This window comes from Lutibacter sp., assembly GCF_040883305.1.
Taxonomy (GTDB): domain Bacteria; phylum Bacteroidota; class Bacteroidia; order Flavobacteriales; family Flavobacteriaceae; genus Lutibacter.
Map to the genome: position 1 here is coordinate 1 of NZ_JBFLKT010000415.1, position 12,063 is coordinate 12,063.

A 12,063-nucleotide genomic window follows, 5' to 3' on the forward strand; every position below is an offset into this window, starting at 1 on the left:
AATAACTTGACATCCCTAATTCACTTGCATGTTCAGAAGGTACTTGATCATCATTATTTCTATTTCTATTATATCTCCAATCTGTAAGTCCTAATTGTCCAACATCATTAGAATATACAGTATTTCCAGCAAAATCCCTTATCCAAATAGAATCCGTAGGTGCACTTAAAAAAATAACATTGTTGTCTATCTCTGTAGTAGTCATAGAATATGGAGAACTTCTAAGTTTAGTTCTAATTGTATTTTCAGTAACACCGTAATATGCAATTATAACTTTACACTCTACAATACTTGCTTTTACAATTTCGCTTAAAATATCGTTATAGCTATTATTCCAAGATAATACTAAATATTCTACTTCTTCCCATTCTGCAGCTGTACGAACTGCTCCTGTAGGAGCAACAGCAGTTGCGCTACTTTTAAATTGGAAACCTTTAACTAAAAGCTCGGCTTTTTCTTTATCTGAAAAACCTTTTGGTAATACTTCTCTTTCTTGAGCAAATGTTAAATTCAGGTTTAAAAAAATAAAGAGAAGGACTAGAATATTAAATTGAGTTTGGAGTTTCATTTTAAATTGTAATTTAATAAATGTTAAAATTAACTTTTCTTAAATAAAAGAACAAGAAATATTTTAAATAATTGGTGCTTTTAAATAAACATTCATTTTGTACTTTAGCATCTATAAAAATTTACATCTAAATGGACATCGACTTCAATATAAATGAAGATTTTAATAAACTTCAATTATCAGAATTAAAAAAGAAATTACTTAAAGCATATAAAGGTGGTGGCGATTCAAAAATTGAAAAGCACAAAGCAAAAGGCAAGTTAACTGCAAGAGAACGGATCGTTTATTTATTTGACAATGATTCTGAAAACATAGAAATTGGAGCGTTGGTTGGTGAAGGAATGTATAAAGAGCATGGTGGTTGTCCGTCTGGCGGTGTTGTGGTTAAAATTGGCTATATTAAAGGTAAACAATGTATTGTTGTTGCAAATGATGCAACTGTAAAAGCTGGTGCCTGGTTTCCTATTACTGCTAAAAAGAATTTAAGAGCCCAAGAAATATCTATAGAAAATAAAATTCCAATTATTTATTTAGTGGATAGTGCAGGTGTTTATTTACCAATGCAAGATGAAATATTTCCTGATAAAGAACACTTTGGAAGAATTTTTAGAAATAATGCTGTAATGAGCAGTATGGGAATTACTCAAATTTCTGCAATTATGGGAAGTTGTGTCGCTGGCGGTGCGTATTTACCAATTATGAGCGATGAAGCTATGATTGTTGATAAAACAGGAAGTATATTTTTAGCTGGTAGCTATTTGGTAAAAGCTGCTGTTGGAGAAAGCATTGATAATGAAACTTTAGGTGGTGCAACTACACATTGCGAAATTAGCGGTGTTACAGATTATAAAGCTACTAACGATAAAGATGCTCTAGATAAAATTAGAAATATTGTTGATAAAATTGGCGATTTTGATAAAGCTGGATTTAATAAAATTGAAGCTAAACTTCCCGTTGAAAATCCGGATGAAATTTTTGGCATTTTACCTAAAACCAGAACTGACCAATATGAAATAAGAGCAATTATTGAACGTATTGTTGATAATTCTGAATTTGAAGAATATAAAAAAGATTATGGAAAAACCATTGTTTGTGCTTACGCAAGAATTGATGGATGGGCTATAGGTATCGTTGCAAATCAGCGAAAAGTTGTTAAAAACGGTAAAAAAGAAATGCAATTTGGAGGCGTAATCTATTCAGATTCAGCAGATAAAGCAACACGCTTTATTGCAAACTGTAATCAGAAGAAGATTCCGTTGGTATTTTTACAAGATGTTACTGGTTTTATGGTTGGAAGCAAAAGTGAACACGGTGGCATTATAAAAGATGGTGCTAAAATGGTGAATGCTGTAAGTAATTCTGTGGTTCCAAAATTTACTATAATTATCGGAAATTCTTACGGTGCTGGAAATTATGCAATGTGTGGTAAAGCCTACGATCCACGGTTAATTGTTGCTTGGCCTTCTGCAAGATTAGCTGTTATGGGCGGTGCACAAGCTGCAAAGGTTTTATTGCAAATTGAAACGGCTTCGTTAAAAAAACAAGGCGAAAAAATAACCAAAGAAAAAGAGCAGGAAATATTAAAATCTATTCAAAAAAAATACGATGCACAAACTTCTCCTTATTATGCCGCGGCACACTTATGGACAGATGGTATTATTAATCCGTTAGATACCAGAAAATGGATTAGTATGGGAATTGAAGCAGCAAACCACGCTCCTATTGAAAAACAATTTAATTTAGGTGTAATTCAGGTTTAAAAAATTGTTAAAACACTTTGTAATTTTTACATTTGCATCACAAAAAATATTAGAAAATTATGGGAAGAGCCTTTGAACTTAGAAAAGGAAGAAAAATGAAACGTTGGTCTGCAATGGCAAAAACTTTTACCAGAATTGGGAAAGATATTGTAATGGCTATTAACGAAGGTGGCGGAAATCCTGAAACAAACTCTCGTTTAAGAGCTGTAATGCAAAATGCAAAGGCAGCAAATATGCCCAAAGACAATGTTGAACGGGCCATAAAAAAAGCGGCTGACAAAGATACTAGCAATTATAAAGAAGTTTTATTTGAGGGTTATGCTCCTCACGGTATTGCTGTTATAGTAGAAACTGCCACCGATAATAACAATAGAACTGTTGCTAATGTTAGAGCTGCATTTAATAAATGTGATGGAAATTTGGGAACTTCTGGTTCTGTAGTTTTTATGTTTGATCACACCTGTACTTTTACATTAAATAAAGAAAATATAACGACTGAATTGGAAGATCTAGAATTAGAATTAATTGACTTTGATGTAGAAGAAGTTTTTGAAGATGAAGATGGAATTGTTATTTATGCTCCTTTTGAACAATTTGGCGCACTTCAAAGTTATTTTGAAGAAAACAATATAGAGATTTTATCTTCTGGCTTTGAAAGAATTCCTACAACTACGGTAAAATTAAATGAAGAACAACAAGCCGATGTTGAAAAATTATTGGAACGTTTAGAAGAAGATGACGATGTTCAGAATGTGTATCATAGTTTGGAAATGTAACTAATTATATGATTTTAGCTGGTAAAAAAACTTCAGAATTAAAAAGAGAAATAGCTAAAACTGTTGTTTGTCCTAATTGCAATACCACAAATTCTACGCAAGTTGCTGTAATTGGTATTTATAAGCATTTACTACATATTCCTTTTTTATCTGGAGGAAAACATGGAAAATCTGTTTGTGCAGATTGCAGTCAAGAATATGAACTCACAACAATGCCAAACTCCATAAAATTAGCTTATTACGAACTAAAAGAAACTGTAAAAACACCTATTTGGTTTTATGGAGGTTTAATAGGAATTAAAATATTGGTGCTAATTAAAATTTTTAGCAGGTATTTTTGAATTGTTGAAATGAAGTAATCTAAAATTTAGATTTTCATCAATATGTGCTTCGACTCCGCTCAGCAGCCTGTTATTGATTGGTGTCAAAATATAGGTTCGCATAACAATTAATACTCAATTGGATAAGATTCTGAAATAAATTCAGAATGACGGAAACCGGATTTAAAAGTTTTTATAAAGCTTCAAAGTATCATCAATAATAATTCTAGTTTCAACAGGATTCGCATTCAGTTCCGGTGCAACTAATCCTTCTTTAAAAAACACATTTCCTACAAAAACAAATGCTTCATCCCATAAATTTGCATCTATAAAACTTTGTAATGTTTGTTTTCCTCCTTCAATAATTACAGATTGAATCTCATAGCAATATAAAATTTCACAAATTTGTTCGGGTACTTTTCTATTAAAATTAATTCGCTCATAAATCACATTTACAAAAGAGTCTACGGTATGTTTTACTTCAGAAAAAACAATGGTTTTTATACCATCACTTAATAAATTATAGTCTTTTGGGATTTTTGAAGACCTGTCTAAAACAATCCGAATTGGGTTGTTCCCTGTCCAAGTTCTTACATTCAACGTCGGATTATCGTTTAAAGCCGTATTTGTACCCACAAAAATAGCTTGTTCTTCTGCTCTCATTTTATGAACCAATTGTTGAGAATATTCATTTGAAATCCAATTTGGAACATTTTCAGCATTTTTATCTCTAAACTTATCTATAAAACCATCCTTAGTTTCTGCCCATTTTAATACAATAAAAGGCCTTTTTTTAGTATGAAATGTAAAAAATCGTTTGTTTAATTTATAGCATTCATCTTCTAAAACACCAACAATTACATTGCAACCATTATCTTTTAAATATTGTACGCCTCGCCCACTTACCTTGCTGTTGGAATCCACAATTCCCATAACAACATTTTTAATTCCGCTCGCGACAATTAAATTTGCACAAGGAGGCGTTTTCCCAATATGAGAACAAGGTTCTAAACTCACATAAATAGTAGCATCTTTTAAAAGGGATTTATCTTTAACCGAATTAATTGCGTGTACTTCAGCGTGCGGTTCACCTGCTTTTTTATGCCAACCTTCGCCAATTATGGTATTATTTAACACAATTACACTTCCAACCATAGGATTTGGATAGGTTGTTCCCAATCCATTTTTAGCCAAATCAATGCAGCGTTTTATATATTTTTCATGTAAATTCACAGCGTAAAAATAATACAATAAAATGACTCTCAATAACTTTATAATTAGAGAAATTATTGCTGAAGACAATCCGAAAATTGCAAAAGCAATCAGAAGTGTTTTAATTGAATACGGAGTGCCAAAAGTTGGAACTGCTTATGCAGATACAATTTTAGATACACTTTCTGAAGCATATACAGATAAAAATTCGGTATATTTTGTTATAGAAAAAGATGGTAAAATATTTGGTGGAGCTGGTATAAAAAAGCTCGATAATTATGAAGGAAATATCTGCGAATTACAAAAAATGTATTTTATGCCAGAAGCACGTGGTATTGGTTTAGGGAGTAAAATGATGGATATTTGTCTACAACAAGCAAAAAACTTTGGTTTTGAAAAATGCTACTTAGAAACCCTTCCTTATATGGAAGAAGCCCGAAAATTGTACCGAAAAGTTGGTTTTAAAGATTTAAATGAACGTTTGGGAGATACGGGACATTATTCATGTAATTTATGGATGCTTAAAGATTTATAATGCAAATTCAACAATTTAAAAAGGAGTTTTTTAATAAACTTAACGAACTGTATCCAACAACCGAAATTCAGTCGTTTTTTAATTTATTGGGTGAATTTAAATTAAAATTATCTAGAATTGAAGTCGCTCTACAACCTGATTTTGAAATTCCTAAAACTGATTTAGAATTTCTTAGAAAAGCACTCACAGGTTTAAAAAACCAAATTCCTATACAATATATAATAGGTGAAACTGAATTTTATGGATTACCATTTAAAGTAAATAAGAATGTACTAATTCCAAGACCAGAAACCGAAGAACTAGTAAACTGGATTTTAGAAAACTCCAAACTTCAAACTTCAAACTCCAAACTTAATATATTAGACATTGGAACTGGAAGCGGTTGTATTCCAATTACATTGGCTAAAAATTTACCAAATGCTACAATTTATACGCTAGATATTTCTTCTGAAGCATTAAAAACCGCTAAGACAAATGCTGAATTAAATAATGTAACTATTAATTTTATTGAAGCTGATATTTTAAGCTTACCAGAATTACCACAAAAATTCGATATTATTGTAAGTAATCCGCCGTATGTGCGTGTATTAGAAAAAGAGCAAATGCAACAAAATGTTTTAGAACACGAACCACATGTAGCATTGTTTGTTGAAGATAACAACCCACTGTTATTTTATGATAAAATTGCCGATTTAGCTAAAAATCATCTTTCAAAAGACGGGCACTTATATTTTGAAATCAATCAATATTTAGGAAAAGAAACAGTTGCATTATTAGCTTCAAAAGGATTTAAAAACATAGAACTTAAAAAAGATATGTTTGGAGCAGATAGAATGGTGAGGTGTGGTTTTTAGTATTTAGTTTCTAGTTGTTAGTTAATTGTTGATGGTCTGCAACTTTGAACCTTTGCTCTTTTGCAACTTTACAACTTTGAAACTTTGAAACTTTGAAACTTTCTGTATTACTTAAAATAATGGCTTCAACTCCGCTCAGCCGCTAGAACATTTTGAACCTTTGCTACTTTCAACCATTCAACTTTAAACAACTATATTTGCCAAATGTCAGAAAATTTTAAAAATCAACAAGAAATTCTTTCTAAACTAGGAATTGATAAATTAAATCCAATGCAAGAAGCAGCTCATAAAGCTATTTCTACCAGTTCAGAAACTATTATATTATCTCCAACTGGAACAGGAAAAACATTGGCTTTTTTATTGCCAATAATTGAAGAATTAAATCCAGCTATAAAAAACATACAAGTATTAATTTTAGTACCATCAAGAGAACTTGCAATACAAATTGAGCAAGTAATTAGAGAAATTGGAAGTGGTTATAAAGCAACTGCCGTTTATGGCGGAAGATCGGGGTCAAAAGATAGAATAGAGCTAAAACATCCACCAGCAATTCTTGTTGGAACCCCAGGTAGAATTGCAGATCATATAGAAAGAGAAGTTTTCCAAATTACAGCTATAAAAACATTAGTTTTAGATGAATTTGATAAATCTTTAGAAGTTGGTTTTGAAGAGGATATGAAATTTATTATTGAAGAATTAACTTCAGTAACTAAAAAAATACTGACTTCAGCTACTCAAAAAGTAAAAATCCCATCTTTTGTAGGATTAAAAAACCCAAAAAGGTTGGGTTATTTAGGTGAAAAAACACCAAATTTAAAACTTAAAACCGTTGTTTCTCAAACACAAAATAAATTAGCTTCATTAGAAAAATTGCTTGGTCATATTGGTAATGGCAGCGGAATTATATTTTGTAATTTAAAAGATAGTATCCAAAATGTAAGTGATTTTTTAAATGATAAAAAAATAAATCACGGATGTTTTTCAGGCGATTTAGAACAACAAGATAGAGAAAGAGCATTGATCAAATTTAGAAACGGCACACATAAAATATTAGTTGCAACGGATTTAGCAGCTAGAGGGATTGATATTCCAGAAATGGATTTTATTATTCATTATGAATTACCGACAAGACCCGATGAATTTATTCATAGAAATGGAAGAACTGCAAGAATGCATAGCAATGGAACTGCCTATATTTTAAAATCTCAACACGAAGAATTACCCGTTTTTATTAAAAATGATGAAGAAATTAGCATCGAATCCACAAAAAAAATAAATAACAGTAATTGGAAAACACTTCATATTTCAGGTGGAAGAAAAGATAAAATTTCCAAAGGAGATATTGCTGGTTTATTTTTTAAACAAGGAAATATTAAAAAAGAAAACTTAGGAATTATAGAATTAAAACAAGATTGTGCGTATGTTGCTGTGTCAAGTTCTAACTTAAGTGAATTAGTGAATACGCTAAACAACAGCAGACTTAAAAAGAAAAAAGTCAGAATAACGGTTTTAAAATAAGAATTCACATCTTTAATACTTTTCAACTTTAAAACTAATAAACATTTAAACTTAAATAGTACTTTTGCACCATGCGAATTGATATTATAACCGTTTCCCCAGAATTAATTAAAAGTCCGTTTGAATATTCAATTATTAAACGCGCTATCGATAAAGACTTGGTTGAAGTCCATTTTCACGATTTAAGAACCTACGCTTTAAATAGTTATGGAAAAATTGATGACTATCAATTTGGTGGTGGTGCTGGTATGGTTTTAATGATAGAGCCAATAGATAAATGCATTTCAAAATTAAAAGCAGAACGCGATTATGATGAAATCATTTATATGACGCCGGATGCACAAACTTTAAACCAACAAACTGCAAACACCTTGTCATTAAACGAAAATATGATTATTTTATGCGGACATTATAAAGGTGTAGATCAACGTGTTAGAGATATATTCATTACAAAAGAAATTTCTATTGGCGATTATGTTTTAAGTGGTGGCGAATTGGGAGCTGCTGTTTTATGTGACGCTATAATAAGATTAATTCCTGGAGTTTTAGGTGATGAAACTTCTGCTTTAACCGACTCTTTTCAAGACAATTTATTGTCGCCTCCTGTTTACACCCGACCTTCTGAATATAAAGGACTTAAGGTTCCTGAAGTACTATTGTCTGGTAATTTCCCTAAGATAGAAGATTGGCGAAATGAAAAAGCTTACGAACATACAAAAAAAATTAGGCCAGATTTGTTGGAAGACTAATATTTTTGATTAAATTTGCACTCTCAAAATTAACCTCTGACGAAAATCGTGAATGTTGATTTATGAAAAACTATTAAAAAGTTTAAAATGGAAACTTTAGTAAAATTTATACAAGACGAATTTGTAGCAAGAAAAGAATTCCCTCAATTTAATTCTGGAGATACAATTACAGTATACTACGAAATTAAAGAAGGTGAAAAAACACGTACACAGTTTTTTAAAGGTGTCGTAATTCAAAGAAGAGGTACTGGTGCTTCAGAAACATTTACTATTAGAAAAATGTCTGGAACAGTTGGTGTAGAACGTATTTTCCCAATAAATTTACCTGCAATTCAAAAAATTGAAGTTAACAAACACGGTAGAGTTCGTAGAGCACGTATTTTCTACTTTAGAGGATTAACTGGTAAAAAAGCTAGAATCGCAGAAAAAAGACGCTAGTCTTATTTCTTTAAAAAGTACAAAACCCGTTTCAAAATTGAAACGGGTTTTTTTATTAACAAATGTTAATAAGTCAAGTTTATATCTTGTTGATATTAAAACAATTATAAATTTGCATTTTTAATAATTACACGCTTAATTTACAATAGAATTAAACAATAAGAGATAATCTAATAGCCTAAAGGTGTAACTTTTTAAAATTTAGATTATTATTTTAAAGTGAAATTCAAAATGTTCTTGAACATCGTTATTAAAATCTAACTTTAAAAAAGTAATGTAACCACGTATTTAGCATGAATAGATGGAAACAAGATTTTAAAAACATTTTTTAAAATAGCACTTTAAAGCAAGTATTTTTCTGAATAGGAATTTACAACAAAGTTTTAGGAGTTATTTTAAAAGAAGCAACTAGTTTAATAAGAATTAGTAAGAAGTTGATTTGTAAAAAATGAAACTGCTTAAAATGGTATTTTTAATTATGTGGTTTTTGTAAAAAAATGGCAAAACGGTTAAAAATTATCTTTTAAAACTTATTAAAAAAAGTGTTTCAGCAAAAAGCCATAATATTGAGCAATCATTATTATGGCTTTTGTTATTTTAACTTTCACATTCTCCTAAAATTAACACTTTTTTTTAGATAAAATTCAAAATACTCCCCTTATTTATAACGTTTTCGAAACGAATTTTACCTCAATATTTAGTACATTAGCAGCGTTAAAAAAACAAATAAAATTATAACCCTATAATTCATTAAAAAATTGAGAATTATAGTTAAAAAACATATTTATTATGAGTAATACATCTAAAATATTTTATACAAAAACAGATGAAGCTCCTGCTTTAGCTACCTATTCATTTTTACCGATTGTTAAAGCATTTGTTAAGCCTTCAAACATTGAAATTGAGACTAAAGATATTTCACTAGCCAGTAGAATTTTAGCTGTATTTCCAGATTTTTTAAAGCCCGAACAACAAGTTAACGATGCACTTTTAGAATTAGGTGAACTAGCCAAGAAACCAGAGGCTAATATTATTAAATTACCTAATATTTCGGCTTCGATACCTCAATTAAAAGCTGCAATAAAAGAATTGCAATCTTTGGGTTATGCCATTCCAAATTACCCGGAAAGTGTAGTAACTGCTGAGGATAAAAATATTAAAGAGCGCTATGATAAAGTTAAAGGCTCGGCAGTAAATCCAGTTTTGCGTGAAGGAAATTCTGATAGAAGAGCTCCAAAAGCAGTGAAAAATTACGCAAAAAAGAACCCACATTCTATGGGTGCCTGGTCTTCAAATTCTAAAACTCATGTTTCAACAATGGATCACGGAGATTTTAAGTCTAACGAAAAATCTGTTACGCTTAAAGATGCTACTGCTGTTAATATTGAATTTGTTGCCAATAACGGAACTACCTCTGTATTAAAAGAAAATATTTCATTATTAAAAGGCGAAATAATTGATGCTACTGTAATGAGCAAAAAAGCACTTCTAGAATTTTTAGATGCTCAAATTAAAGATGCTAAAAATAAAGATGTATTGTTTTCTTTACATATGAAAGCAACTATGATGAAAGTTTCTGACCCAATTATTTTCGGTCATGCAGTAGAAGTATTTTTTAAAGATGTTTTTGTAAAACACAATGCCGTTTTAGAAAAAGTAGGTGTTAATGTAAATAATGGTTTTGGTGATTTGATTAATAAAATTCAAAACTTACCAAATCATGAAAAAACTGTAATTGAAGCTGACATAAAAGCTTGTTTTGAGAATGGACCAAGTCTTGCCATGGTAAATTCAGACAAAGGAATTACAAATTTACATGTACCAAGTGATGTAATAATTGATGCTTCTATGCCAGCAATGATTCGTACTTCTGGTCAAATGTGGAATAAAGAAGGAAAACAACAAGATACCAAAGCTGTAATTCCAGATAGTAGTTATGCCAGTATTTATCAAGCAACTATAAACTTCTGTAAAGAAAATGGCGCTTTCGATCCAACTACAATGGGAACGGTTCCAAATGTAGGATTGATGGCCCAAAAAGCTGAAGAATATGGATCTCACGATAAAACTTTTGAAATTAACAGCAATGGAACTGTTCGTGTTATTGACACAGAAGGAACTGTTTTAATGGAACACCAAGTTGAAAATGGAGATATTTGGAGAATGTGTCAGGTTAAAGATGCTCCTATACAAGATTGGATAAAATTAGCGGTAAATAGAGCAAAAGCTACAGGCACTCCAACAGTATTTTGGTTAGATAAAAATAGAGCTCACGATGCACAAATAATAGAAAAAGTAAACAAATATTTACCAAATTTTGATACTTCTGGATTGGATATTAAAATCTTATCGCCGTACGATGCTACTTTATTTACATTAAAAAGATTAAAAGATGGTTTAGACACAATTTCTGTTACAGGTAATGTATTAAGAGATTATTTAACTGATTTATTTCCAATTTTAGAAGTTGGTACAAGTGCCAAAATGTTATCTATTGTCCCGCTAATGAATGGTGGTGGATTGTTCGAAACTGGTGCAGGTGGTTCTGCTCCAAAGCATGTGCAACAGTTTAATGAAGAAGGACATTTAAGGTGGGATTCTTTAGGTGAGTTTTTAGCATTAGCAGTATCTCTAGAACATTTAGGAGAAACTAATAATAATAAAAGAGCCCTTATTTTAGGAGAAACTTTAGACAATGCTACAGATAAATTTTTAGACAATAAAAAATCTCCTTCAAGAAAAGTTGGTGAATTAGACACTAGAGGAAGTCATTTTTATTTAGCAACTTATTGGGCAGAAGAATTGGCGAAACAAAATGAAGATACTACTTTGAAAAAACTATTTTCTAAAGTTGCAACAGCATTAAAAGCTAATGAAGCTTCAATAATAACTGAACTTACAAATGTACAAGGAAAAGCAGTAAATATTGGCGGTTATTATGAACCAAACGAAGAGATGACGATAAAAGCAATGCGACCAAGTGCAACTCTTAATAAAATTATAGATGCAATAGCTTAAGAAAATATTTTATATTTTACATAGATTTTACGTAAAATAAGTCTATATATAAATTTGATTTTCTTTAAATTATATTATTTTTAAAGCTTCAACTATTAAGTTGAAGCTTTTATATTTTTAATATGACATTATTACTAATTTTTTATGGGAACAGATAGAAACGAACTTGTAAGAGGCTTAAAATATGAGGCTGCCGCCTTGCCATTACTTTTATTGGCTCCAATTTTAATTACTATTGGTTTTAAAGCTGTAAAACTTCAAAACAATTATTTATGGCTAATAGCTGGAATTGTTTTAGGTATTTCAGCAATGGTG

Annotated in this window: 12 protein-coding genes; 10 read left to right on the forward strand and 2 right to left on the reverse strand. The window is 30.5% G+C overall.

What is annotated here, in order from left to right:
• The coding region (locus AB1Z17_RS13380) for an agmatine deiminase family protein (protein ID WP_368052272.1) at positions 1-568 on the reverse strand (568 nt) is incomplete at its 3' end.
• Between the two features lie 131 nt (positions 569-699).
• On the opposite strand from AB1Z17_RS13380, the gene AB1Z17_RS13385 reads away from it, so the two are divergent.
• From AB1Z17_RS13385 to AB1Z17_RS13395, 3 genes are read left to right on the forward strand one after another with little or no spacing between them, the layout of a single operon-like run.
• Positions 700-2,328 carry an acyl-CoA carboxylase subunit beta gene (locus tag AB1Z17_RS13385; RefSeq protein ID WP_368052273.1) on the forward strand — a complete coding sequence of 543 codons (1,629 nt, stop codon included), beginning with the start codon at positions 700-702 and terminating at the stop codon, positions 2,326-2,328.
• A 59-nt stretch (positions 2,329-2,387) separates the two neighbouring features.
• Entirely contained in the window at positions 2,388-3,104 is a 717-nt protein-coding gene (locus AB1Z17_RS13390) for a YebC/PmpR family DNA-binding transcriptional regulator (RefSeq protein WP_368052274.1), read from the forward strand.
• An 8-nt stretch (positions 3,105-3,112) separates the two neighbouring features.
• The gene (locus AB1Z17_RS13395; protein ID WP_368052275.1) at positions 3,113-3,445 is read left to right on the forward strand and encodes a hypothetical protein; all 333 of its coding nucleotides are present in this window, start codon (positions 3,113-3,115) and stop codon (positions 3,443-3,445) included.
• Positions 3,446-3,607: 162 nt separating this feature from the next.
• Here AB1Z17_RS13395 and ribD read toward each other — a convergent pair whose 3' ends face one another.
• On the reverse strand, positions 3,608-4,657 hold the full coding sequence (gene ribD / locus AB1Z17_RS13400) for a bifunctional diaminohydroxyphosphoribosylaminopyrimidine deaminase/5-amino-6-(5-phosphoribosylamino)uracil reductase RibD (RefSeq protein WP_368052276.1): 1,050 nt from the start codon (positions 4,655-4,657) through the stop codon (positions 3,608-3,610).
• 22 nt (positions 4,658-4,679) lie between these two features.
• Here ribD and AB1Z17_RS13405 point away from each other — a divergent pair, with 22 nt between their 5' ends.
• The 7 genes from AB1Z17_RS13405 to AB1Z17_RS13435 all read left to right on the forward strand — a co-directional run.
• Positions 4,680-5,171 carry a GNAT family N-acetyltransferase gene (locus AB1Z17_RS13405; protein ID WP_368052277.1) on the forward strand — a complete coding sequence of 164 codons (492 nt, stop codon included), beginning with the start codon at positions 4,680-4,682 and terminating at the stop codon, positions 5,169-5,171.
• Complete coding sequence (gene prmC / locus AB1Z17_RS13410; protein WP_368052278.1) at positions 5,171-6,025, forward strand: peptide chain release factor N(5)-glutamine methyltransferase; 855 nt, start codon at positions 5,171-5,173, stop codon at positions 6,023-6,025. The genes AB1Z17_RS13405 and prmC overlap by 1 nt, the downstream gene beginning before the upstream one ends.
• Positions 6,026-6,229: 204 nt before the next feature.
• Positions 6,230-7,543 carry a DEAD/DEAH box helicase gene (locus tag AB1Z17_RS13415; protein WP_368052279.1) on the forward strand — a complete coding sequence of 438 codons (1,314 nt, stop codon included), beginning with the start codon at positions 6,230-6,232 and terminating at the stop codon, positions 7,541-7,543.
• Positions 7,544-7,614: 71 nt separating this feature from the next.
• Entirely contained in the window at positions 7,615-8,292 is a 678-nt protein-coding gene (trmD, locus tag AB1Z17_RS13420) for a tRNA (guanosine(37)-N1)-methyltransferase TrmD (protein ID WP_368052280.1), read from the forward strand.
• A gap of 87 nt (positions 8,293-8,379) precedes the next feature.
• A complete protein-coding gene (gene rplS / locus AB1Z17_RS13425; RefSeq protein WP_368052281.1) occupies positions 8,380-8,730 on the forward strand; it encodes a 50S ribosomal protein L19 in 351 nt (116 codons plus the stop codon).
• Between the two features lie 789 nt (positions 8,731-9,519).
• Positions 9,520-11,748 (forward strand): NADP-dependent isocitrate dehydrogenase, encoded by a 2,229-nt coding sequence (locus AB1Z17_RS13430; protein WP_368052282.1) that lies wholly within the window; start codon positions 9,520-9,522, stop codon positions 11,746-11,748.
• 144 nt (positions 11,749-11,892) lie between these two features.
• On the forward strand, positions 11,893-12,063 hold a 171-nt coding region (locus AB1Z17_RS13435; protein WP_368052283.1), incomplete at its 3' end, for a DUF6095 family protein.

What these genes read in the sequence shown, in the direction of transcription:
- AB1Z17_RS13385 (WP_368052273.1), top strand. Translation starts at nt 700, where the DNA reads ATGGACATCGACTTCAATATAAATGAAGATTTTAATAAACTTCAATTA.
- AB1Z17_RS13390 (WP_368052274.1), top strand. Translation starts at nt 2,388, where the DNA reads ATGGGAAGAGCCTTTGAACTTAGAAAAGGAAGAAAAATGAAACGTTGG.
- AB1Z17_RS13395 (WP_368052275.1), top strand. Translation starts at nt 3,113, where the DNA reads ATGATTTTAGCTGGTAAAAAAACTTCAGAATTAAAAAGAGAAATAGCT.
- AB1Z17_RS13405 (WP_368052277.1), top strand. Translation starts at nt 4,680, where the DNA reads ATGACTCTCAATAACTTTATAATTAGAGAAATTATTGCTGAAGACAAT.
- prmC (WP_368052278.1), top strand. Translation starts at nt 5,171, where the DNA reads ATGCAAATTCAACAATTTAAAAAGGAGTTTTTTAATAAACTTAACGAA.
- AB1Z17_RS13415 (WP_368052279.1), top strand. Translation starts at nt 6,230, where the DNA reads ATGTCAGAAAATTTTAAAAATCAACAAGAAATTCTTTCTAAACTAGGA.
- trmD (WP_368052280.1), top strand. Translation starts at nt 7,615, where the DNA reads ATGCGAATTGATATTATAACCGTTTCCCCAGAATTAATTAAAAGTCCG.
- rplS (WP_368052281.1), top strand. Translation starts at nt 8,380, where the DNA reads ATGGAAACTTTAGTAAAATTTATACAAGACGAATTTGTAGCAAGAAAA.
- AB1Z17_RS13430 (WP_368052282.1), top strand. Translation starts at nt 9,520, where the DNA reads ATGAGTAATACATCTAAAATATTTTATACAAAAACAGATGAAGCTCCT.